The organism is Pseudomonas fluorescens (genome assembly GCF_000967965.1).
Taxonomy (GTDB): Bacteria; Pseudomonadota; Gammaproteobacteria; order Pseudomonadales; family Pseudomonadaceae; genus Aquipseudomonas; species Aquipseudomonas grandcourensis.
On record NZ_LACC01000007.1, the window covers coordinates 70433 to 92840 of the forward strand.

The following is a 22408-nucleotide window of genomic DNA, read 5'->3' on the forward strand; positions in this document are numbered from 1 at the left end:
ATCTCTTAAATGAACGGTATTGCGCCGGAAGGCGGGTTTTTGGTGGTCAGAGATTTTGAAACCCTTCTCTGAACATAATCTGGCACGACCTGGACTCGAACAGAAAAATAAGCATTTGTTCTACAATGAAATTACTCTGTTTTTTAGTATATATATCCCTACGATTATCCTAATCCAGCCCGTATTTTATTGGAGTTCTTTCGATATCCCTGGATCAGGAAAAACCATTCGAGTTTCCGCTCTTTTTGAGACAACGCGAGCATCTGAGTCATCTCGCTGCCAACCGCCGCCCAATGCTTTGAACGTGGCCACTGCAGCGCGAGCCGATTCAGTTTGTGCCTGGGCTCTGCCATCAGATGCCGCTAGGAGATGTTCATCGGCATCCAGCACTTCGATCAAGCTGACCGCGCCTTTTTCATAGGCGGCAAACGATGTCGCTCTGGCTTTCGCATACGCCGACTCGCCCTGGGCGAGCTGGGTCGATTGTTGCTCGCGGTTGATCCGTGCCGAAACAGCGCTTTCCACATCTTCGCAGGCCCGCAGAACGGACTGGCGGTAAGCGGCCAAGGCTTCGGCTTCCTGGCCCTTTGCCAAATCAATCTGGGCGTTGATGCGGCCAAAATCGAACAGCCGCCAGCGTAATCCCAGTGCCGCCGAAGCCTGACTGGCGCCGTTGCTGAACAGGTTTGCGCTGGATACCGATGTAGCACTGCCGAGCAGCGCAGCCACAGACAGTTTGGGGTAGTACTCGGACATGGCTTCGCCGATGCGCGCGCTGGATGCCGCAAGACGGCGCTCCGCGACGATCAAGTCTGGACGCCGACGCAGCAGGTCGGCTGGAGCGCCCATGTCCGAGAGGCCTGGCACCTCAGGGATGGGCGCCAGCTTAGTCAACTGCGCGCTGTAAGTGCCGGGCGCCTTGCCCAACATGACATCCAGCGCATTCATTGCCGTGTCAATGCCTGCTTGCAGTACCGGCACGGTGGCCTGCGCTTGGTTCAGCGCGCCTTGGGTCTGGTTCAACTGCAGTTCAGCCGCCAGGCCTTTTGCGTAGAGATGTTCGATGGTGGTGAGCAGTTGTTGTCGTGTGTCTACTTGCTGCCGGGCAATTTCCAGACGTGCTTGCAGGCCACGGATGCTGATGTAAAGGTCGGCTGTTTGCGCGACCACTGCCAGGCGTGTGGCAATCGCTCCGGCTTGCGAGGCCTGATAATCGGCGAAGGCCGCTTCTTTACCTCGGCGCAGCCCGCCAAACACATCCAGCTCCCAACTGGCATTCAAATTCGCCTCATAGGCACTGCCGTAGCGATTATAGGAAGGGTCTGAATTCAGCACTTGGCCTAACGGAGTCTCCAATGACTGTCGGGCTCGGGCCGCTTGACCGTTGACGGTGGCCGACGGCAGGAGTGCTGCGTTAGCGGCCCCCAAACCGGCGCGAGCCTGATCGATCCTTGCGCTTGCCTGGGCTAAATCGAGGTTCTGTTCAAGTGCTCGATTTATCAGCTGACTGAGTATCGGGTCATTAAATGCGTTCCACCAAGCGGCGAGATCGGCATTTGCGGCGGCCACTTGTCGTGCCTTGGACGTTTGCGCCGAGAAATGCTCGGGCAATTCCACACGGGGTTTTGAGTAGTCGGGGCCCACTGCGCAACCTGCAACCATACCCAAACACAGTAAGACGGCGAAACGAGGAGGAGGGTACATGCGATACCTGCGAAAGGGTCGGTTTGTGACTATATTACAAATTGGTCACAAGTTGTCAACCACCTTTGGGATGAGTAAGCTGCTCGCATGAATCAGCCATCAGTTTCTTCGCCCAGCGCCCGTGGCCCAGCCGATCACGACATTCGAGACCAGATTGTCGCGGCGGCCAACGAACATTTCAGTCAATACGGTTATGGCAAAACAACGGTTTCTGACCTAGCCAAGGCCATCGGCTTTTCCAAGGCTTACATCTACAAATTCTTTGAATCCAAGCAGGCGATTGGTAACGCTATCTGTACCAATTGCCTGACTGAAATCGTTGCGGCAGTGGAGCAAGCCATCAATGTAGACGGCATCTCGCCGACTGAACGTTTTCGGCGCCTGGTCAAAACCTTAATCGCTACAGGTGTGAGCCTGTTCTTTAGCGACCGTAAACTCTACGACATCGCAGCGTTCGCCGCGTCGGAGCGATGGCCCAGCTCACAAGTCTATGACGCTCAGATCAAGAGCTTCGTGTTGCAAATCGTGCGTGAGGGGCGAGAGCTCGGTGAGTTTGAACGCAAGACTCCGCTGGACGAGACGGTAGAGGCGATTCATCTCGCTCTGCGGCCCTTCATCAATCCTCTGCTATTGCAGTACAACCTCGATTTTGTTGAAGAAGCCCCTTCTCTCATCTCCAATCTTGTTCTGCGCAGCCTGATGCCTTAAACCTCTGCTGACGGATGCGCTGCGCATCCGTATCAGCGTGTGCGCCTGAAAAAACTAGATATCGAGCCTCTTTGCTTTGCTCTGATCAAGTGGGCGATGTTCATTCGTCTCGGTAGTGACTATTGACATAAATGGTCACTTGAATAAGCATGGTGCATCCGCTACCGAGAGGTCTTTATGATCCAGCGCCACCGCATGTCAGCCATTTTCATTGTCTTGTTGCCGTTTGCCCTAGCGGCCTGCAACGAGGCCACGCCTGCCGATCCTCGCCTTCAAGTGCCCTTGGTGCGCATCGGCGTGGTTCAACCCTCCGCGCCTGCGGCACGGGTATTCACCGGTATCGTCGCGGCCCGAGTTCAGAGCGATCTCGGTTTTCGGGTACCTGGGAAGGTCTTGGAGCGTTTGGTGGATGCTGGACAGAGTGTCAAGCGCGGGCAGCCACTTATGCGAATCGATGCCAACGACCTGACGCTGACCGCGCGGGCACAGCAGGAAGCGGTACTGGCCGCCATGGCCCGAGCTCGGCAGGCCTCCGATGACGAGCTTCGCTACCGTGATCTGGTGTCCGTCGGAGCGGTATCTGCTTCAGCTTACGCAGGGTTCAAAGCAGCTGCCGACTCGGCGAAAGCCCAACTCAACGCTGCCCAGGCCCAGGCTGATGTGGCGAAAAACGCGACCGGTTATTCGACGTTGCTGGCGGATGCTGACGGGGTGGTAGTGGATACCTTGGCGGAGCCGGGGCAGGTAGTTGGCGCAGGGCAGGTGGTGGTACGCGTTGCCCATTCAGGGCAGCGCGAGGCCGTGATCCAGTTACCCGAGACGCTACGTCCTGCGCTGGACTCGGCGGCGACGGTTGAGCTATACGGCCAGCACCAGACTGCAGGTAAAGCGCGTTTACGCCAGTTGTCCGACTCTGCCGACCGACAGACCCGAACGTTTGAAGCGCGTTATGTGCTGGAGGGGGCACTCTCCAACGCCACCCTGGGTTCGACAATCTCAGTGGTTATCGCTGACACGGATGTTGCTGATGCCAAGGAATTACAGGTGCCCATGGGGGCCCTCTACGACGCCGGTAAAGGCCCGGGGGTCTGGGTGGTGGGCGGGGAAGCTGAGCAGGTGGCATGGCGCCCGATCAAGGTTCGCGGCCTGAATAATGAGGCCAGCGTGCGCGTGACGGGGGATCTGCAGGTGGGTGATCGTGTTGTCGCATTGGGTGCTCACTTGCTGAGCGGGGGAGAGAAGGTCAGGACTGAACTCGCCGATGCTCCGCAAAATTCAGTGGTTGAGGTAAGTCGATGAGCGGCTTCAATCTTTCGGCGCTGGCCGTACGCGAGCGCTCAATCACCCTGTTTTTGATCCTGCTGATTTCTGTGGGTGGGTTGTACGCCTTCTTCAAACTGGGGCGTGCGGAAGATCCCGCATTCACCATTAAACAAATGACGGTGGTCACCGCCTGGCCTGGGGCGACGGCCCAGGAGATGCAAGACCAGGTGGTAGAAAAGCTGGAAAAACGCATGCAGGAACTGCGTTGGTACGATCGGACCGAGACCTTTACCCGGCCCGGCTTGGCATTCACTACGGTGTACCTGCTCGACAGCACGCCCCCCTCAGCCGTCCAGGAGGAGTTTTACCAGGCGCGCAAGAAAATCCTGGATGAGCAGAAGGGGTTGCCGTCTGGGGTGATCGGCCCGATGGTCAATGATGAGTATTCCGATGTCACCTTCGCGCTCTATGCGCTCAAGGCCAAGGGCGAGCCCCAACGTCTGTTGGTGCGCGAAGCCGAGAGCTTGCGCCAGCGTCTGCTGCATGTGGCGGGTGTGAAGAAGGTCAACATCATCGGTGAACAGGCCGAGCGCGTTTTTGTCGAGCTGTCCTACGAGCGTCTGGCGACACTGGGCATTTCTGCACGAGACATCTTCAGTGCGTTGAACACGCAAAACATGATAACGCCGGCCGGTTCGGTAGAAGCGAAGGGGCCCCAGGTTTTCATCCGCCTGGATGGCGCGTTTGATGACCTGCAGAAGATTCGCAATACCCCGCTGACAGTGCAGGGCAGAACCCTCAAGTTGTCCGATGTGGCTGAGGTCAAGCGCGGTTATGAGGACCCCGCGACATTCCTGGTACGCAATAACGGCGAGCCGGCACTGTTGCTCGGCGTGGTCATGCGCGACGGCTGGAACGGCCTGGATTTGGGGAAGTCGCTGGACGCTGAGGCCACAGCGATCAACGAGCAGATGCCTTTGGGCATGAGCCTGACCAAGGTCACGGATCAGGCGGTGAATATTGGCGCCTCCGTCAACGAGTTCATGGTGAAGTTTTTTGCTGCCTTGGGCGTGGTGCTGCTGGTGTGTTTTCTCAGCATGGGCTGGCGTGTCGGCGTTGTGGTTGCCGCAGCGGTGCCGCTGACTCTGGCGGCCGTGTTCATTGTCATGGCGGCCACGGGCAAAGACTTCGATCGAATTACCCTGGGCTCGTTGATTCTGGCGCTGGGGCTGCTGGTGGACGATGCAATCATTGCCATTGAAATGATGGTGGTGAAGATGGAGGAGGGCTACGACCGAATCAAGGCCTCCGCTTATGCCTGGAGCCACACGGCCGCGCCGATGTTGTCGGGGACGTTGGTGACGGCGATCGGCTTTATGCCCAACGGTTTTGCCAAGTCGACCGCTGGTGAGTACACCGCGAACATGTTCTGGATCGTTGGCATTGCGCTGATCACTTCCTGGGTGGTGGCCGTGGTGTTTACCCCTTACCTGGGCGTCAAACTGCTGCCGCAGATCAAGGTGCCTGAAGGCGGGCATACGGCGATTTACGGTACACCGAACTACCAGCGTTTCAGGCGCCTGCTGGGCAGTGTGATCCGCCGCAAAGGCCTGGTGGCGACATCCGTCGTGGGCTTGTTTGTTGTTGCGATTTTGGGCATGGGCGTGGTCAACAAGCAGTTCTTCCCCACGTCCGACCGGCCTGAGGTGCTGGTTGAGGTGCAGATGCCTTACGGCACCTCTATCGAACAGACTGATGTGGCGGCGGCCAAGGTCGAGGCGTGGTTGGCTCAGCAGCCGGAGGCCAAGATCGTCACTGCTTACATTGGCCAGGGCGCGCCGCGGTTCTACTTGGCGATGGCCCCTGAACTACCCGATCCATCCTTCGCAAAAATCGTCGTCCTGACCGCGAATCAGCAAGAGCGTGAGGCGCTCAAGCTCCGCCTCAGACAAGCGGCGGCCGATGGCTTGGCGCCTGAAGCCCGCGTGCGGGTGACGCAGTTGGTATTTGGTCCTTACTCACCGTATCCGGTGGCCTTTCGGGTGATGGGCGCCAACCCCGCAGTGTTGCGGGATATCGCCGCGCAGGTGCGTGAGGTCATGACCGCCAGCCCCATGATGAGGACCGTCAACACCGACTTGGGCGAGCGCGTGCCGGCACTTCATCTCACGCTGGATCAGGATCGCCTGCAAGCATTCGGCTTGACCTCGACCGATGTCGCGCAACAGCTGCAATTTCTGCTCACGGGGGTGCCTGTCACCGAGGTGCGTGAGGACATTCGTTCGGTTCAGGTGGTCGCTCGCTCCGCTGGTGAGACGCGTCTGGATCCATCGAAAATTGCCGCCTTCACGCTGACCGGCGTCCAAGGCCAGCGCGTTTCGCTGTCCCAGGTAGGGGCGGTGGATGTGCGCATGGAAGAGCCCATCCTGCGACGTCGTGATCGGACGCCGACCATCACCGTGCGCGGTGACGTGGCTGAAGGTCTTCAGCCTCCCGATGTCTCCAACGCCTTGATAACGCAGTTGCAACCCATCATCGAAAAGCTGCCGGCGGGCTACCGCATTGAGTTTGCCGGCGCGATCGAGGAGTCGGGTAAAGCAAACAAGGCATTGCTGCCGTTGTTCCCGATCATGATCGCGCTGATGTTGCTGACCATCGTCATTCAGGTGCGCTCGATGTCGGCAATGATGATGGTGTTCGCCACCGCGCCTTTGGGCCTGATTGGTGTGGTGCCAATTCTGCTGCTGTTCCAGCAGCCGTTCGGGATCAACGCCTTGGTGGGATTGATTGCCTTGTCAGGGATTCTGATGCGCAACACGCTGATCCTCATTGGCCAGATTCACTCTAATAAGCAAGCCGGTCTGTCGCCTTATGACGCAGTGGTCGAAGCCACTGTGCAGCGTGCACGGCCAGTGATTCTCACGGCGTTGGCGGCGATGCTGGCGTTCATTCCGCTGACCCATTCGGTGTTCTGGGGAGCGCTGGCGTACACCCTGATTGGCGGTACGTTTGCCGGCACAGTGCTGACCTTGGTGTTCCTGCCAGCGATGTACGCCCTCTGGTTCAAGATCAAGCCTGAGCCCGCGCATGAGCTTGCAGCGAACACTCATGTTGCTTGATACCTGCGTGCCTGGATCGTCTCAAAAAGGAAAATCGATATGAGCTCGTTGGCCCAGTTTACTCAACAGTTTGATCCCGCTGCGCCCTTCGTGGCTCCGGCCAACTGGCTCCAGGGAAGAACTGTGTTTGACGGGCTATCTGCAGCCCTGTCATTGCAGGCGGTGTTGTTTGAGGCATGGCCGGATTGTGGGCACGCCAGACCGTAGCGATTTTTACCTAGCGTGCAGTGAACTCAGCGCAACAGTTGTTTCTGCTATCCCACCTTCAGTGATTACCGCTTGCCACCGATCACTGTGCGCTTTGACCGTGCCGTAATGCCAGCCGCCAAACAGGTCTTTCAACGCCTATGGCCCGGCATAGCTCAATTGCCGGCCGTAGCCAAAATTCCGCCCATTCCTTCTACCGACCAATGCCATGATCAAATTACTCTCGAAGCCAAACCGTTGAAACTTTCCCTCACGTCATCCCGCCAAGAATGTTGAGTGTTATCAGGGATCAAGGCCCCTGCGACCTGTGAGGGTTGTCCACTAACGCGGGACTGGCGGCTCTTTACGACCGGGAGCATGGGCATCTCATGATCTGGCCTCCTGAACACCTCCGAAGAAGTGGGCGGGTGGAGGCTGTACTGGCTGACGAGACCAACGCCGCGAGATCCTGAGTCAGGTGAAGGCAGTGAGGCGATGACCAGGGCGCGCCTGACTGTCAGTCAGGTGCAGTCCATTCCCTGGGCTGCGGCACCATCATCTGCATCGCTGTTGCTGGTGACTTCGGTATTTGTCACGCCGATTGTCACGAGGGGGAATGCCGCAAAGCCTTGTACTAGGTGGGCTGCAGCAGCGGTAGGAGCGCCCGTCTCTTTCCGGGAGAAAGAGACGGGCGCAGGTTGGCGCAGTGAAATGGCCAAGCGAATAGGTTGCTGCAGAGCAGCTATGAAAGGGGATGAGTTGCCGCAGTGGGCACACTGGTAAAAGTAGGCATCCATCACATCGCTGTGACCGTGCGAGCCGCCGGACGCTAATCGCACTTTGGGAGAACCACCACGGTGTGGCGTAACCTTAAAGGTTCTGGCTACCTGGGTTGCTGTCAACGACAGCGCTTTGCCCGACCTTTTCTACGCCTGTGGAGAATTCGGGTCAAGGCTCGAATTGTTGGGAGTTCTGCGGCTGCGGATGAAATTATCCACCGATGGAAATCAGTGGTTTTCCGCAGACAATTGTGTGGGCTTTAGATTTTTTAAGTGAGGTCCATCCAAACAGGGCGGCTTTGCAGCCCCACTTGGATGGATCCGCGTGGACAAGCGGATCACTGAGATATGAAGACCGAGCGCTTACTCAGTTGCGCCACGTTTTGCTTTTAGGCGAGTGACGTTCGCACCCGTCTGATTGGCGAATTCGCGTGGGCTGACATGCTTCTGCTGATTAGCCTCAAGGTAGCGACTCCACCAGTTCATGATCAGCCTGCGCTCCTCGATGAACTCTGCCTTGTGGATGTAAGCGGCGCGGACGTTGTTGCGTTCCTTGTGGCTCATCTGCCGCTCGATGGCTGAGTCCGTCCACAAACCTGACTCGATCAGTGCGCTGCAGGCCATCGAACGAAACCCATGGCCACAGATCTCGGATTTGGTGTCGTACCCCATCTTCCGAAGCGCGCTGTTCACCGTGTTTTCGGACATTGGTTTCCAAGACTTGGTATCGCCTGCGAACACCAAGTCAAATTTGCCTGTGATTGCGTGGATCTGCTCGAGCAGGGCGATCGCTTGCGGCGATAAGGGTACAAGATGGATATCGCCTGCCATCTTCGTACCCCTTGTGGAAAAGGGTACGCCTTCCAACGCTGGTCGCGTGTCGGGTATTTCCCAGGCGCCACGTTTGAGGTCGAACTCGCTCCAGCGGGCGAAGCGCAGCTCGCTGGAGCGTACAAACACGTGCAGCGACAGCAAGACCGTCAGCCGGGTAAGTGCCCGGCCTTTATAGGTGTCGATCCGTTCCTGCAATTCAGGCAGGCGCGATAAGGATAAAGCGGGGCGGTGGACGACCCGCGAGGCTTTGATCGAGCCTTCGAGGTCGTAAGCAGGGTTTACGGTGATGAGCCGGAGGCGCTTTGCTTCGCGCATGATGCTCTGCAGGTAGTTTTGTACCCTTAAAGCAACGTCTATCGTTCCGCGCCTCTTGATCACTTCCAGGGGGCGCATAAGGTCGTGGGTGTCGAGGTCGACAATGGCGCGGGCGCCGATCAGCGGGAAGAGGTGAGTTTTGAGGCGACTCATCACTGTCTTGGAATAGTCCGGTGCCCACTTGGCTGACATTTCCGTGTGCCAGCCGAGGGCAACGCTTTCAAAGGTGCGGCCTTTGATCAGAGCGTCCGTCTTGGCTTGGTTCTTGGCTCCTATAGGGTCAATGCCATCCGCCAGCATTCGCTTGGACTCCAAGCGCTTGCGGCGCGCAGCCGCGAGGCCAACGATGGGGTAGTTGCCGAATGAGGTCAGTCCTTCCCGGCCATTGGGTTGGACTAGAAGGTAAAGGCCGTCGCCGTCGAAAAGCTTGTAGGCGCGGTCTGTGGGCTTGGCCGAACGGCAAGTGGAGTCGGAGAGTGGAGCAGTAGTGCGCGACATAAGGGTACTCCCTTTTATCGAGCTGACCTTCTACCCCAAACTCTATCCTTAAAACGGTTGGTATCCACCAGGATTCACGAGAATCCGACAGAACGCCAAAACGAAAAAACCCGCCAGAAGGCGGGTTTTTCGGGGGGGTCAGAGATTTTGAAAGCCTTCTCTGGAACCTTGTCTGGCTCCACGACCTGGACTCGAACCAGGGACCCAGTGATTAACAGTCACTTGCTCTACCAACTGAGCTATCGCGGAATGGCGCGTATCTTACTGATTCAAAAAGAGAAGTCAAGCATCGAATAACAATTTGAGCGAGTCATCGGGACGGGCGGTGGTTTAGCGGCGATTGGCGGTTACCAGAATCACCCCAGAGGTCTACCATGGCCGCCCGGAAGTGGTTACACGCGCTACCGTCCATTCGCCAAAAAGGTACGCGTCATGAATCATCCAGCCATCACCCATCAAAACCATGGGGTGCGTGCATGAGCATCGCCCAGATCAGCCTGCCCAAAGGTGTCGGCCCGCACGCCGAAAAACTGTTCGACGCCATTACTCAGGCCAGTACGGCTGACGAATTAAACCGCGCGGGCGGTAAGGCCGAAGGTTTTGTCCTGGGCCTGGAAAGCACTAAAGCGATCAAGAGCCAGGTCGCGGAATCGCTGTATGTCGCCTACGACGACGCTGCCAGCCAGCGTGCGACCGAACTGGCTTAACCGCCGAAGGTAATCGTGCCAAGCATCAGTTTGGCGTAGAGCGCCGTGGCCCCCAATTGCACCAGCCACAGGGCCAGGCCGCCGAGGAATACACCAGCAGCGACTTGCATTACCAGGTTGTTGCCACGTTTTGTCGGGGCGCGGGGGATGAAATGATCCAGATCATCCAGGTCATCGCGGTCGGCGCGCAGGTCATCGTTTTTCATGTGGGTTCTCGCAGGAATTCCAGGGTGTATACAAGTCTGTGGAGTTTAGAGGGCAGAGCCACTGCTTTGAGATTAATCTGCAACAAATAAAAAACGGGAAGCCATATGGCTTCCCGTTTTTCATTTCAAGGCGTAATCAGATGACCTGGACGATAGCGTCCGTCACAACCTTGATGTTGCTCTGGTTCAGTGCGGCCACGCAGATGCGGCCGGTGTCCAGCGCGTAGATGCCGAACTCGTTGCGCAGACGGTGAACTTGCTCAACCGTCAGACCGGAGTACGAGAACATGCCGCACTGACGACCGACGAAGCTGAAATCGCGCTGAGGCGCTTTTTGTGCCAACAGGTCGACCATCTGGGTACGCATGCCGCGAATGCGCAGGCGCATTTCGGCCAGTTCGGCTTCCCACTGGGCGCGCAGTTCCGGGCTGTTCAGCACCGCAGCGACAACGCTGGCACCGTGGGTCGGCGGGTTGGAGTAGTTGGTGCGGATCACGCGTTTGACTTGCGACAACACACGCGCGCTTTCTTCTTTCGATTCGCTGACGATCGACAGGGCCCCAACGCGCTCGCCGTACAGCGAGAACGACTTGGAGAACGAGCTGGAGGCGAAGAAAGTCAGGCCCGACTCAGCAAACAGGCGTACGGCGGCGGCGTCTTCGTCGATGCCATCGCCAAAGCCCTGGTAGGCCATGTCGAGGAATGGCACGTGGCCTTTGGCTTTGACGACTTCCAGGACGTTTTTCCAGTCCGCCGGGCTCAGGTCCACGCCGGTCGGGTTGTGGCAGCAGGCGTGCAGCACAATGATCGAGCCGTTTGGCAGCGCGTTCAGGTCTTCCAGCATGCCGGTACGGTTCACGTCGTGGGTCGCGGCGTCGTAGTAACGGTAGTTCTGTACAGGGAAACCGGCGGTTTCGAACAGCGCGCGGTGGTTTTCCCAGCTTGGGTCGCTGATCGCCACGACGGCGTTCGGCAGCAGTTGCTTGAGGAAGTCGGCACCGATCTTCAGTGCGCCAGTACCGCCAACGGCCTGGGTGGTGATGACGCGGCCAGCGGCGATCAGCGGCGAATCATTGCCGAACAGCAATTTCTGCACAGCCTGGTCGTAGGCGGCGATGCCGTCGATTGGCAGGTAGCCACGGGAAACGTGTTGAGCGGCGCGAATGGTTTCGGCTTCGACAACGGCGCGCAGGAGTGGAATTCGCCCCTCCTCGTTGCAGTAAACACCGACTCCCAGGTTGACTTTGTTGGTCCGGGTATCGGCGTTGAATGCTTCGTTGAGGCCCAGGATTGGATCGCGTGGTGCCATTTCGACAGCGGAGAACAGGCTCATTATTGCGGCGGCTCTGAATGGAGTGTGGAGGGACGTGTCGCGCTCCAGCCGAATGCACTAGAGCGGTGCACAAACGGGGAGCTAGTATAGAGGCCATCGGCGATGGCTGGCGACAGGCGAATCAGCATTTCGGGTAAGTTTTTCCGATTATTTCTCGACCGGTAGTCGATTGGCGTCGGCAAAGGTTTTGCGCGATGTAGGACGTTTGCCTTGAAAGCGCTGGCAATCGGCTCCACATTGAGCACAATCCAGTTTTTTCTTCGGGCGACATCGGTCGTTTGCGGTCTTTCTCGTTCGTGCCGTTTATACCGGCAAGAGTGAACCAGAGGTATTTCATGTCTGAATTCCAGCTAGTCACCCGTTTCGAGCCCGCCGGCGATCAGCCGGAAGCCATCCGCCTGATGGTCGAGGGCATCGAAGCCGGGCTGGCGCACCAGACGCTGCTCGGTGTGACCGGCTCGGGCAAGACCTTCAGCATCGCCAACGTGATCGCCCAGGTACAGCGCCCGACCCTGGTGCTGGCGCCGAACAAGACGCTGGCGGCGCAGTTGTACGGTGAGTTCAAGGCGTTCTTCCCGAACAACGCCGTGGAATATTTCGTTTCCTACTACGACTACTACCAGCCGGAAGCCTACGTGCCGTCCTCGGACACCTTCATCGAGAAGGATGCGTCGATCAACGACCACATCGAGCAGATGCGTCTGTCGGCGACCAAGGCATTGCTTGAGCGCAAGGACGCGATCATCGTCACCACAGTGTCCTGCATCTACGGTCTGGGCAGCCCGGAAACCTATTTGAAGATGGTGTTGCACGTAGATCGCGGCGACCGGCTCGATCAGCGCGAATTGCTGCGACGCCTGGCCGACCTGCAATACACCCGCAACGACATGGATTTTGCCCGTGCGACCTTCCGCGTGCGTGGCGACGTGATCGATATCCACCCGGCGGAATCCGATTTCGAGGCGATCCGCATCGAACTGTTCGACGATGAAGTGGAAAGCCTGTCGGCGTTCGATCCGCTGACCGGCGAAGTCATTCGCAAGCTGCCGCGCTTCACTTTCTACCCGAAGAGCCACTACGTGACGCCACGGGAAACCCTGATGGGCGCGGTCGAAGGCATCAAGGTCGAGTTGCAGGAGCGCCTGGAATACCTGCGCTCCAACAACAAACTGGTGGAAGCCCAGCGCCTGGAGCAGCGCACCCGTTTCGACCTGGAGATGATCCTCGAGCTGGGTTACTGCAACGGCATCGAAAACTACTCGCGCTATCTGTCCGGCCGCGAAGCCGGCGCGGCGCCACCAACCCTTTACGACTACCTGCCGGCCGATGCCTTGTTGGTTATCGACGAGTCCCACGTCAGCGTTCCGCAGGTTGGCGCCATGTACAAGGGCGACCGCTCGCGCAAGGAAACCCTGGTCGAATACGGTTTCCGCCTGCCTTCGGCCCTGGACAACCGGCCGATGCGTTTCGATGAGTGGGAAAGCATCAGCCCGCAGACGATTTTCGTCTCGGCGACCCCGGGCAACTATGAAGCCGAGCACGCCGGGCGCGTCATTGACATGGTGGTGCGCCCGACCGGGCTGGTGGACCCACAAATCGAGATCCGCCCGGCACTGACCCAGGTCGACGACTTGCTGTCGGAAATCAGCAAGCGCGTCGCTCTGGAAGAGCGGGTACTCGTCACCACGCTGACCAAGCGCATGGCCGAGGATTTGACCGATTACCTGGCCGACCACGGCGTGCGCGTGCGTTACCTGCACTCGGACATCGACACCGTGGAGCGGGTCGAGATCATCCGCGACCTGCGCCTCGGCACCTTCGATGTGCTGGTGGGCATCAACCTGTTGCGTGAAGGCCTGGACATGCCGGAAGTCTCGCTGGTGGCGATCCTCGATGCCGACAAGGAAGGCTTCCTGCGTTCCGAGCGCTCGCTGATCCAGACCATCGGCCGGGCGGCGCGTAACCTCAATGGTCGGGCGATTCTCTACGCCGACCGGATTACCGGTTCCATGGAGCGGGCCATTGGTGAAACCGAGCGCCGTCGCGACAAGCAGATCGCCTTCAACCTGGCCAATGGCATCACCCCCAAAGGCGTGTTCAAGGACGTTGCCGACATCATGGAAGGCGCCACTGTGCCCGGTTCGCGCAGCAAGAAGCGCAAGGGCATGGCCAAGGCTGCCGAGGAAAACGCCCGGTACGAAGCCGAACTGCGCTCACCGGGCGAGATCGCCAAGCGTATCAAAGCCCTGGAAGAGAAGATGTATCAGCTTGCTCGGGATCTTGAGTTCGAAGCGGCGGCGCAGATGCGCGACGAGATTACCAAGTTGCGCGAGCGGTTGATCACTGTTTGATTTGCGGTGACTGGAGCGGCCTCATCGCGAGCAGGCTCGCTCCTACAGTTGATCGAGTTGTCATGACCGGCGCGGTCCAATGTGGGAGCGATCCTGCTCGCGAAGGGGCCAGTCTTGGCACCACAATACTTGACTAGTGCGCCTCACCCGCCTTCAACCCCTGCGGCAATTTCTTGGTCAGCAACACCGCCACCATGCTGATCCCCAGCGCAATCCCGACAAAGTGAAACGCATCGTTATAGGCCATGATCGACGCCTGTTGGTGGGCGATCTCGCTGAGTTTGCCCAGTGCTGCCGTTTCATTGCCCAGCCGGTCGGCCAGCGAGGCGATCCGTTCAGCCACCTGCGGATTGCTCGGCACGATGGATTCACGCAGGTAGTCAAAGTAAACCTTGGTCCGCGCATCCAGCAGCGTGGCGAGCAGGGCGATGCCGATGGCGCCGCCGAGGTTGCGCAGGATGTTGAACAGGCTCGAGGCCGATCCCGCATCCTGGGGCAGGATGTAGGCGGTGGCGATCAGCGAGATGGTGACCATGATCAGCGGCTGCCCCAGGGCGCGGATGATCTGGATCTGATTGAACTGCGGCCCGGCAAAGTCCGGGTTCAGCACGCCCGAAGAGAAACTCGCCAACCCGAACAGCCCGAAGCCCAAGGTGCACAGCCATTTCGGCGAGATGAACTTCATCAGCTTCGGCACCAACGGAATCAGGAACAGCTGTGGCACGCCCATCCACATGATCACTTCACCGATCTGCAGGGCGTTGTAGTTCTGGATCTGCGCCAGGTACAGCGGCAACAGGTAGATCGAACCGTACAGCCCGACCCCCATCCCGACGCTGGAAATACTGGATAACCCGAAGTTGCGGTTGCCGAGGATGCCGAGATTGATCAGCGGATTGGGTTTGGAAAACTGCACGATCACAAAGGTGATCAGGCTGACCAGCGCGATGCTGCCCAGGGTCACGATCAGGTTCGACTCCAGCCAGTCCTTGCGATGGCCTTCCTCCAGAAACACCTGCAAGCAACCGAGCCCGACGCCGAGGGTGAGAATGCCGGCGTAGTCGGTGCTTTTCAGCAATTCCCAGTGGGCTTCTTTTTTCTCCAGGCCGTACATCAGGCCGGCGATCATGATCAGGCCGGGCGGGATGTTGATGTAGAAAATGTATTCCCAGCCCCAGTTCTCCGTCAGCCAGCCGCCGAGGGTAGGGCCGATGGACGGGGCGAAGGTGGCGGTCATGGCGAACATGGCCATGCCTTTGGCGCGGTGGTGTTCCGGGAGCTTGATCAAGGTCAGGGTGAACGCCAGCGGAATCAGCGCGCCACCGGTAAAGCCTTGCAGGGCGCGGAATACGATCATGCTTTCCAGGCTCCACGCCATGGAGCAGAGCAGGGACGCGGCCAGGAACCCGAGTGACACCCAAACCGCCAGGCGCCGGGCCGACAGCAACTGCACGAGCCAGGCGGTGAGGGGGATCATGATGATTTCCGCCACCAGGTATGAGGTGGAAATCCACGAGCCTTCTTCCAGCGTTGCAGATAGCGCGCCCTGGATATCCTTGAGCGAGGAGTTGGTGATCTGGATGTCCAGCACCGCCATGAACGCACCGAGCATCACGCTCATCACCGCAATCCAGTCCCGCCGGGTCGGTTCGCCGACCGGGCGGATCAGTTGATCACCGGCCATCGTCAGGGGCGTCTTTGTGGCTCACTTTGGGGATGACATCTTCAGGGGCGTCCTTGATGTTCACCTTGGCGGTGACCGACATGCCCGGGCGGATCTTGCCGCGTAGCGGATTGTCCGCGGCGAAGGTCAGTTTGACCGGAATCCGTTGGACGACTTTGGTGAAGTTGCCCGTGGCATTGTCCGGCGGCAACAGGCTGAACTGCGCCCCCGAGGCGGCGAACAGGCTGTCGACCCGGGCCTTGATCGGCGTGTCGCTGTAGGCGTCGAAGGTCAGCTCGGCTTCCTGGCCGGGCTGCATGTGGCCAATCTGGGTTTCCTTGAAGTTGGCCTGAATCCAGATGTCTTCGTCCGGCACGATCGACAACAGGTAGGCGCCGGCCTGCACGTATTGGCCTTCGCGGGCTGCACGCTGGCCGATCAGGCCGCTGATGGGCGCGTGGATTTCGCTGCGGGTCAGGTTCAGTTCGGCCTGGGCCAGGTCGGTTTTTGCGTTGGCGATCTGCGCGTCGAGGCGTTTGATCTCCGCAGTCAGCGCATTGACCTGCTGGCGCTGACCTTGCGCGTCGGCCTGGGCCTTGGCCACTTGCGAGCGGGCGATGTGGTTGTCGGCGGAGAGCGAGGTCACCCGTTCTTCCGAAATAAAGCCTGGTTTGCGCAAGGTTTCGGCGCGGGTCAGGTCGATCTGCGAGCGACCCAGGCTGGCCTGGCTGGACGCGACTTGCGCTTCGCTGGCGGCAATCAGGCTGGCCTGCTGGGTCAGTTTGCTCTGGGCTTGCAGGCGCTCGGCCTCGCGAGTGGCCAGGGCGGCATTGGCGCGGTCGACAGCGAGGCGGAAGTCGTCGCCTTCGAGTTTGACCAGCAACTGGCCTTTCTCGACATGCTGGTTGTCCTGCACTAGCACCTGGTCGATGCGCGCGCCCAATTGGCTCGACACGCGGGTGATCTCGCCCTGGACATAAGCATTGTCGGTGCTTTCATAAAAGCGCCCTTTGAACAGCCAATGGGCAAACAGGCCCCCGGCAATCAACAGGACAATCAGCAGGAACGAGAAGAGGCGACGCTTGAGTTGGGCAGGCATGGGCAAACTGTAGTCGAGAAATTGTAAGGGAAGTTATCAGCAGGCAAATCTGGCATACAGCCGATAAGCGGTAAATGCCGTCGGCTGATATTTGGCCTTTCACCTCCCGATACGGGCGTTACAGACGCAACCTTGGCTTAAATGCCCTGTTCGCTGGAGCCGGGCGGGTGTCGCCTGTTACCATTCGCGCCTTGTTTGAACTTCGCTTTTATTCTTTTCGAGACATGCCATGACCACCGTCCGCACTCGCATCGCGCCATCGCCTACCGGGGATCCCCACGTAGGTACCGCCTACATCGCCTTGTTCAACTATTGCTTTGCCAAGCAGCACGGCGGTGAGTTCATCCTGCGGATCGAAGACACCGACCAACTGCGTTCGACCCGCGAGTCCGAACAGCAGATTTTCGACGCCTTGCGCTGGCTGGGGATCGACTGGAGCGAAGGCCCGGATGTCGGCGGCCCGCACGGTCCTTACCGTCAGAGCGAGCGCGGCGATATTTATCAGAAGTATTGCCAGCAACTGGTCGAGATGGGCCATGCCTTCCCGTGCTTCTGCACCGCCGAAGAGCTGGACCAGATGCGCGCCGAGCAGATGGCCCGCGGTGAAACCCCGCGTTACGACGGCCGTGCGCTGCTGCTGTCCAAGGAAGAAGTCGACCGTCGCCTGGCGGCTGGTGAGCCCCATGTCATCCGGATGAAAGTACCGAGCGAAGGCGTCTGCGTGGTGCCGGACATGCTGCGCGGCGACGTTGAAATCCCGTGGGACCGCATGGATATGCAAGTCCTGATGAAGACCGACGGCCTGCCGACCTACTTCCTGGCCAACGTGGTCGACGACCACCTGATGGGCATCACCCACGTATTGCGTGGCGAAGAATGGCTGCCATCGGCACCGAAGCTGATCCTGCTGTACGAATACTTCGGCTGGGAACAACCGGAGCTGTGCTACATGCCGCTGCTGCGTAACCCGGACAAGAGCAAGCTGTCCAAGCGCAAGAACCCGACCTCGGTGACCTTCTACGAGCGCATGGGCTTCATGCCCGAAGCGATGCTCAACTACCTGGGCCGCATGGGCTGGTCGATGCCGGACGAGCGCGAGAAGTTCTCGCTGCAGGAAATGGTCGACAACTTCGATCTCAAGCGCGTGTCCCTGGGCGGGCCGATCTTCGACATCGAGAAGCTGTCGTGGCTCAACGGCCAGTGGCTGCGCGACCTGCCGGTGGAAGAGTTCGCCACGCGGGTGCAGAAGTGGGCGTTCAATTCCGAATACATGATGAAGATCGCGCCGCACGTGCAGGGCCGGGTCGAAACCTTCAGCCAGGTGGCACCCCTGGCCGGGTTCTTCTTTGCCGGTGGCGTGAACCCCGATGCCAAGCTGTTCGAATCCAAGAAACTCTCGGGCGATCAGGTTCGTCAGTTGATGCAGTTGATCCTGTGGAAGCTCGAAAGCCTGCGTCAGTGGGAGAAGGACAGCATCACCGCGACCATTCAGGCGGTGGTCGAATCCCTGGAGCTGAAGCTGCGTGATGCCATGCCGCTGATGTTCGCTGCGATCACCGGCCAGGCCAGCTCGGTGTCGGTGCTCGATGCGATGGAAATCCTCGGGCCGGACCTGACCCGTTTCCGTCTGCGCCAGGCCATTGACCTGCTGGGCGGCGTGTCGAAGAAAGAAAACAAGGAGTGGGAAAAGCTGCTGGGCGCTATCGCCTGAGCACGCCTGACTCTGCGGTAGCCGTCGGAGGCCGGGATCTTTTGTTCCTGTTCTCCGGCGTTTTCCCCCGAATTTATGGGGGGAGGGCGGTAAGTGGTTGTTATGTCGGCAAAAAATTTTAAATTTTTTGAAAAATAAGTTTGACAGGCTTTCGATACGCCCTTAAGATTCGCCCCGTCCTCAGCGATGACATCAACGATGAGGGGCTATAGCTCAGCTGGGAGAGCGCTTGCATGGCATGCAAGAGGTCGACGGTTCGATCCCGTCTAGCTCCACCAATTTACACTTCAAGGCCTGGCCACACCAGTCTTGAAGCGATCAACACTCAGCGTTGATCTGTTGTATAGAAGGGTTTGCGTCCCCTTCGTCTAGTGGCCTAGGACACCGCCCTTTCACGGCGGTAACAGGGGTTCGAGTCCCCTAGGGGACGCCAGTTTTACAGAAGCGATGTCGCAAGATGTCGCTCCGCCGCGAGGCGAAAAATCCGGGGCTATAGCTCAGCTGGGAGAGCGCCTGCATGGCATGCAGGAGGTCAGCGGTTCGATCCCGCTTAGCTCCACCAATTTTACAGTTCAAGGTCTGGCCACACCGGCCTTGAATCGATCAGCACTCAGCACTGATCAGTTGTATAGAAGGGTTTGTGTCCCCTTCGTCTAGTGGCCTAGGACACCGCCCTTTCACGGCGGTAACAGGGGTTCGAGTCCCCTAGGGGACGCCACGATTACCCGCTCTGCGGGATTTTATAAGGGTCATTCAATTATTGAATGGCCCTTTTGTTTGTCTGGCGTTTGGCCAAATTCCCCCATTTCCAAAAAAACTGTTCTTCAGACCAGCGGTCACCCCCATGACTTGCTAAAATTTATTATGAGAATAATATTTCAATCGTAATATTCGGAGGCAACGATGAACGATAAAAAAGCTCAAACCCGCGAACGCATCCTCAAGGCTGCCAGCGCAGCGCTGATTCAGCGCGGCCCGGCCGAGCCAAGTGTGGGCGAAGTGATGGGCGCGGCGGGCCTGACGGTCGGCGGCTTCTACGCCCACTTCGAAAGCAAGGACGCGATGATGCTCGAGGCGTTCAGGCAATTGCTCGGTCACCGCCGTGACCTGATTGCCGACATGGATGCGCAGTTGACCGGCGAAGAGCGCCGCGCGCTGGTGGCAGCGTTTTATCTGTCGCGCAAGCACCGTGATTCCTCCGAATCAGCCTGTCCGATCCCGGCATCGGTCGGCGAACTGGGGCGGCTGCCGGAAGCGTTTCGTGTCGCGCTCAATGAGCATGTGGAATTGATGGTCGCGCAGTTGGCGGCCAGCCCTGAGGAAACCGAAAAAGCCCTGGCCGACATGGCCTTGATGGTGGGTGGGCTGGCTCTGGCGCGGGCGCTGGGGCCGGGAGAGTTGTCCGATCGATTACTGCGCGCCGCCAAATCGGCAGTGCGTTGACCTGAAGGCTGCGGCCTGAGGAGAATGCGATGAGCGCGTTAAAGTGGGTTCGTGGCGTTAATGGCACCTTGGGCTGGTTTGCCCCGAAACTGGTCGCAAGCAAAATGCGACAGGCGTTCATGACGCCACGGGATCTGCCGCTGCGTGACTGGGAGCTGCCGCTGTTGGCGAAGTCCGAGCGGATCACCCTGCGATTCGGCCTCTCGGCCTTGCGCTGGGGCCAGGGCCCGGCAGTATTGCTGATGCATGGTTGGGAAGGACGGCCGACGCAGTTTGCCAGCCTCATCACCGCACTGGTCGATGCCGGTTACTCGGTCGTGGCCCTGGATGGTCCGGCCCACGGTCGCTCACCGGGCAGTGAGGCGAATGTGGTGCTGTTCGCCCGCGCCATGCTTGAAGCAGCCGCCGAACTGCCACCCCTGCAAGCGGTCATCGGTCACTCCATGGGCGGCGCCAGTGCGATGCTCGCGGTCCAGTTGGGCTTGCGCACCGAAACCCTGGTCTCCATTGCCGCTCCGGCGCGAATTCTCGGCGTGTTGCGTGGTTTTGCCCGCTATGTCGGGCTGCCACCGAAGGCCCGCTCGGCGTTCATTCGCCAGGTCGAGCAAGACGTCGGCATGCGAGCCGCGACGCTGGATGTCGCACACTATCAGCTCGACATGCCCGGTCTGATTGTCCACGCCGAAGACGACAACCTTGTCTCGGTGAAGGAATCCCAGCTGATTCACGAAGCCTGGTTCGACAGCCGCTTGTTGCGTTTGAAGGACGGAGGTCATCAGCGAGTGCTGGCCGACCCGCGGGTGATCGATGGCGTGTTATCACTGCTGGCCGGGCGCAGTCTGCAATCACGCCAATCCGCCTGAGCTTCCGTTACACTGCCCCGGTCGAAATTATCTGACCAGGGAGTCGGGCATGGGCTGGGATCGGGAAACGCCGTTCATCATTGATCTGCAAGTGAGCGCCGAGGACATTGACGGGTTGGGGCACGCGAACAACGCGGTCTACGTGACCTGGCTCGAACGCTGTGCCTGGCGCCACTCCCAGCGCCTTGGCCTGGACCTGGTCGAATATCGGCGGCTGGACCGGGCGATGGCGGTGGTGCGTCACGAGATCGATTACCTGGCGGCAGCCTATGAGGACGATGAGTTGCAATTGGCGACCTGGATCGTCGATTGGGATCAGCGCCTGAAAATGACCCGGCACTTCCAGTTGATCCGCCCCAGCGACAACACCACGCTATTGCGCGCGCAGACCACGTTCGTTTGCATCGAGCTGTCTACCGGCAAGCCCAAGCGCATGCCGACGGAGTTCATCGAGGGCTATGGTCCGGCGTTGCAAATCCCGGCCTGACACGGCCCTGTGGCGAGGGAGCTTGCTCCCGTTAGAGTGCGCAGCACTCTTCATTTGCAGGGGGACCGCTTCGCGCTCCAGCGGGAGCAAGCTCCCTCGCCACAAAGGTATGCGCAAGTCTTTCGCTCGATAATCCAGTAAACTGCCGCACGTTTTTCCTCGAGTGTGTTTTTCATGCAAATTGCTTTGGCGCCCATGGAGGGGTTGGTCGACGACATCCTGCGCGATGTGCTGACCCGCGTGGGTGGTATTGACTGGTGCGTGACCGAGTTCATTCGGGTAAACGACCAGTTGCTCACACCTGCCTATTTCCACAAGTTCGGCCCGGAGTTGCTCAACGGTGCCCGGACAGCCTCCGGCGTGCCGCTGCGTGTGCAATTGCTCGGTTCCGATCCTGTGTGCCTGGCGGAAAATGCCGCACTGGCCTGCGAGCTGGGTTCCGAAGTGATCGACCTGAACTTCGGCTGTCCGGCCAAGACCGTCAACAAATCCCGTGGTGGCGCGGTATTGCTCAAGGAACCCGAGCTGCTCAACCAGATTGTCGAAACTGTCCGTCGTGCCGTCCCCGCGCACATTCCGGTCACCGCCAAGATGCGCCTGGGTTTCGACAGCCCGGACGGTTCGCTGGTGTGTGCCACGGCCCTGGCCGAAGGCGGCGCCGAGCATATCGTGGTGCACGCGCGGACCAAGGTCGACGGCTACAAGCCGCCGGCGCACTGGGAGTGGATTCCGCGGGTGCAGGACGTGGTCAAGGTGCCGGTGTTCGCCAATGGCGACATCTGGAGCGTCGAAGACTGGCGGCGTTGCCGCGAGATCAGCGGCGTGGAAGACATCATGCTCGGTCGCGGCCTGGTTTCGCGTCCGGATCTCGCCCGGCAGATCGCCGCGGCGCGGGCTGGTGAAGAAGTGGTCGAGATGACCTGGACCGAGCTGCTGCCACTGATCCAGGACTTCTGGCTGCAAGCCAAGGCGCAGATGACACCACGCCAATCACCGGGCCGCCTGAAGCAATGGTTGGCGATGCTGACCCGCAATTATCCCGAGGCGGTGGAGTTGTTCACCGTGCTGCGTCGTGAGACCGAGCTGGATAACGTCTCGCGCTTGTTGGGTCTGCCGGTGGCGGAAGCGGCCTGAGCCGT

16 protein-coding genes, 5 tRNA genes and 1 pseudogene are annotated in these 22408 nt (G+C 59.3%); 14 read left to right on the forward strand and 8 right to left on the reverse strand.

Annotation, left to right across the window (positions count from 1 at the left end):
- Positions 1 to 186 precede the first annotated feature (186 nt).
- The gene (locus VC35_RS04940) at positions 187 to 1704 is read right to left on the reverse strand and encodes an efflux transporter outer membrane subunit (protein ID WP_080925259.1); all 1518 of its coding nucleotides are present in this window, start codon (positions 1702 to 1704) and stop codon (positions 187 to 189) included.
- Between the two features lie 87 nt (positions 1705 to 1791).
- Here VC35_RS04940 and VC35_RS04945 point away from each other — a divergent pair, with 87 nt between their 5' ends.
- From VC35_RS04945 to VC35_RS04955, 3 genes are all read left to right on the forward strand, one after another.
- Positions 1792 to 2412, forward strand: coding sequence for a TetR/AcrR family transcriptional regulator (locus tag VC35_RS04945; RefSeq protein WP_046038161.1), 621 nt, complete (start codon positions 1792 to 1794; stop codon positions 2410 to 2412).
- Between the two features lie 177 nt (positions 2413 to 2589).
- Positions 2590 to 3711, forward strand: coding sequence for an efflux RND transporter periplasmic adaptor subunit (locus VC35_RS04950; protein ID WP_046038162.1), 1122 nt, complete (start codon positions 2590 to 2592; stop codon positions 3709 to 3711).
- Positions 3708 to 6794 (forward strand): efflux RND transporter permease subunit, encoded by a 3087-nt coding sequence (locus tag VC35_RS04955; protein ID WP_046038163.1) that lies wholly within the window; start codon positions 3708 to 3710, stop codon positions 6792 to 6794. The genes VC35_RS04950 and VC35_RS04955 overlap by 4 nt, the downstream gene beginning before the upstream one ends.
- Before the next feature lie 270 nt (positions 6795 to 7064).
- Here the strand turns inward: VC35_RS04955 and VC35_RS28650 are convergent.
- From VC35_RS28650 to VC35_RS04965, 3 genes and pseudogenes are all read right to left on the reverse strand, one after another.
- A pseudogene (locus VC35_RS28650) lies at positions 7065 to 7211 on the reverse strand (integrase); the annotation flags it as partial.
- Positions 7212 to 8122: 911 nt separating this feature from the next.
- Positions 8123 to 9406 (reverse strand): tyrosine-type recombinase/integrase, encoded by a 1284-nt coding sequence (locus VC35_RS04960; RefSeq protein ID WP_046038164.1) that lies wholly within the window; start codon positions 9404 to 9406, stop codon positions 8123 to 8125.
- 173 nt (positions 9407 to 9579) lie between these two features.
- Positions 9580 to 9655 (reverse strand) — tRNA-Asn (locus VC35_RS04965).
- A gap of 227 nt (positions 9656 to 9882) precedes the next feature.
- Here VC35_RS04965 and VC35_RS04970 point away from each other — a divergent pair.
- Positions 9883 to 10113 (forward strand): hypothetical protein, encoded by a 231-nt coding sequence (locus VC35_RS04970; RefSeq protein ID WP_008007186.1) that lies wholly within the window; start codon positions 9883 to 9885, stop codon positions 10111 to 10113.
- Here the strand turns inward: VC35_RS04970 and VC35_RS04975 are convergent.
- Positions 10110 to 10319 (reverse strand): hypothetical protein, encoded by a 210-nt coding sequence (locus VC35_RS04975; protein ID WP_046038165.1) that lies wholly within the window; start codon positions 10317 to 10319, stop codon positions 10110 to 10112. The two genes, VC35_RS04970 and VC35_RS04975, sit on opposite strands and share 4 nt — an antisense overlap.
- Positions 10320 to 10455: 136 nt before the next feature.
- Positions 10456 to 11652 carry an amino acid aminotransferase gene (locus tag VC35_RS04980; protein ID WP_008050829.1) on the reverse strand — a complete coding sequence of 399 codons (1197 nt, stop codon included), beginning with the start codon at positions 11650 to 11652 and terminating at the stop codon, positions 10456 to 10458.
- A 335-nt stretch (positions 11653 to 11987) separates the two neighbouring features.
- Here VC35_RS04980 and uvrB point away from each other — a divergent pair, with 335 nt between their 5' ends.
- Positions 11988 to 14003, forward strand: a complete 2016-nt coding sequence (uvrB, locus tag VC35_RS04985) for an excinuclease ABC subunit UvrB (RefSeq protein WP_046038166.1) — start codon at positions 11988 to 11990, stop codon at positions 14001 to 14003.
- Positions 14004 to 14136: 133 nt separating this feature from the next.
- Here uvrB and VC35_RS04990 read toward each other — a convergent pair whose 3' ends face one another.
- Positions 14137 to 15687: an MDR family MFS transporter gene (locus VC35_RS04990; protein ID WP_046038167.1), complete on the reverse strand. Its 1551-nt coding sequence runs from the start codon at positions 15685 to 15687 to the stop codon at positions 14137 to 14139.
- The gene (locus VC35_RS04995) at positions 15677 to 16765 is read right to left on the reverse strand and encodes an HlyD family secretion protein (RefSeq protein WP_046038168.1); all 1089 of its coding nucleotides are present in this window, start codon (positions 16763 to 16765) and stop codon (positions 15677 to 15679) included. Before VC35_RS04995 ends, VC35_RS04990 begins: the two co-directional genes overlap by 11 nt.
- 229 nt (positions 16766 to 16994) lie before the next feature.
- On the opposite strand from VC35_RS04995, the gene gltX reads away from it, so the two are divergent.
- The 9 genes from gltX to VC35_RS05040 all read left to right on the forward strand — a co-directional run bounded on the left by gltX (position 16995) and on the right by VC35_RS05040 (position 22403).
- Positions 16995 to 18476: a glutamate--tRNA ligase gene (gene gltX, locus VC35_RS05000; protein ID WP_046038169.1), complete on the forward strand. Its 1482-nt coding sequence runs from the start codon at positions 16995 to 16997 to the stop codon at positions 18474 to 18476.
- Positions 18477 to 18678: 202 nt separating this feature from the next.
- Positions 18679 to 18754 (forward strand) — tRNA-Ala (locus tag VC35_RS05005).
- 79 nt (positions 18755 to 18833) lie between these two features.
- Positions 18834 to 18909 (forward strand) — tRNA-Glu (locus VC35_RS05010).
- Between the two features lie 53 nt (positions 18910 to 18962).
- Positions 18963 to 19038, forward strand: a tRNA-Ala gene (locus VC35_RS05015).
- 80 nt (positions 19039 to 19118) lie between these two features.
- A tRNA-Glu gene (locus VC35_RS05020) sits at positions 19119 to 19194 on the forward strand.
- Between the two features lie 185 nt (positions 19195 to 19379).
- A complete protein-coding gene (locus VC35_RS05025; RefSeq protein ID WP_008050839.1) occupies positions 19380 to 19919 on the forward strand; it encodes a TetR/AcrR family transcriptional regulator in 540 nt (179 codons plus the stop codon).
- A gap of 29 nt (positions 19920 to 19948) precedes the next feature.
- The gene (locus VC35_RS05030) at positions 19949 to 20782 is read left to right on the forward strand and encodes an alpha/beta fold hydrolase (protein WP_046038170.1); all 834 of its coding nucleotides are present in this window, start codon (positions 19949 to 19951) and stop codon (positions 20780 to 20782) included.
- Positions 20783 to 20831: 49 nt separating this feature from the next.
- Positions 20832 to 21269, forward strand: a complete 438-nt coding sequence (locus VC35_RS05035; protein WP_046038171.1) for an acyl-CoA thioesterase — start codon at positions 20832 to 20834, stop codon at positions 21267 to 21269.
- A 174-nt stretch (positions 21270 to 21443) separates the two neighbouring features.
- Positions 21444 to 22403, forward strand: a complete 960-nt coding sequence (locus VC35_RS05040) for a tRNA dihydrouridine synthase (protein WP_046038172.1) — start codon at positions 21444 to 21446, stop codon at positions 22401 to 22403.
- Positions 22404 to 22408: the final 5 nt, after the last annotated feature.

Coding starts and splice junctions, on each gene's coding strand:
- uvrB (WP_046038166.1), top strand. CDS start 11,988: ATGTCTGAATTCCAGCTAGTCACCCGTTTCGAGCCCGCCGGCGATCAG.
- VC35_RS05040 (WP_046038172.1), top strand. CDS start 21,444: ATGCAAATTGCTTTGGCGCCCATGGAGGGGTTGGTCGACGACATCCTG.
- VC35_RS04950 (WP_046038162.1), top strand. CDS start 2,590: ATGATCCAGCGCCACCGCATGTCAGCCATTTTCATTGTCTTGTTGCCG.
- VC35_RS04975 (WP_046038165.1), bottom strand. CDS start 10,319: ATGAAAAACGATGACCTGCGCGCCGACCGCGATGACCTGGATGATCTG.
- VC35_RS05030 (WP_046038170.1), top strand. CDS start 19,949: ATGAGCGCGTTAAAGTGGGTTCGTGGCGTTAATGGCACCTTGGGCTGG.
- VC35_RS04940 (WP_080925259.1), bottom strand. CDS start 1,704: ATGTACCCTCCTCCTCGTTTCGCCGTCTTACTGTGTTTGGGTATGGTT.
- VC35_RS04990 (WP_046038167.1), bottom strand. CDS start 15,687: ATGGCCGGTGATCAACTGATCCGCCCGGTCGGCGAACCGACCCGGCGG.
- gltX (WP_046038169.1), top strand. CDS start 16,995: ATGACCACCGTCCGCACTCGCATCGCGCCATCGCCTACCGGGGATCCC.
- VC35_RS04995 (WP_046038168.1), bottom strand. CDS start 16,765: ATGCCTGCCCAACTCAAGCGTCGCCTCTTCTCGTTCCTGCTGATTGTC.
- VC35_RS05025 (WP_008050839.1), top strand. CDS start 19,380: ATGAACGATAAAAAAGCTCAAACCCGCGAACGCATCCTCAAGGCTGCC.
- VC35_RS05035 (WP_046038171.1), top strand. CDS start 20,832: ATGGGCTGGGATCGGGAAACGCCGTTCATCATTGATCTGCAAGTGAGC.
- VC35_RS04980 (WP_008050829.1), bottom strand. CDS start 11,652: ATGAGCCTGTTCTCCGCTGTCGAAATGGCACCACGCGATCCAATCCTG.
- VC35_RS04955 (WP_046038163.1), top strand. CDS start 3,708: ATGAGCGGCTTCAATCTTTCGGCGCTGGCCGTACGCGAGCGCTCAATC.
- VC35_RS04960 (WP_046038164.1), bottom strand. CDS start 9,406: ATGTCGCGCACTACTGCTCCACTCTCCGACTCCACTTGCCGTTCGGCC.
- VC35_RS04945 (WP_046038161.1), top strand. CDS start 1,792: ATGAATCAGCCATCAGTTTCTTCGCCCAGCGCCCGTGGCCCAGCCGAT.
- VC35_RS04970 (WP_008007186.1), top strand. CDS start 9,883: ATGAGCATCGCCCAGATCAGCCTGCCCAAAGGTGTCGGCCCGCACGCC.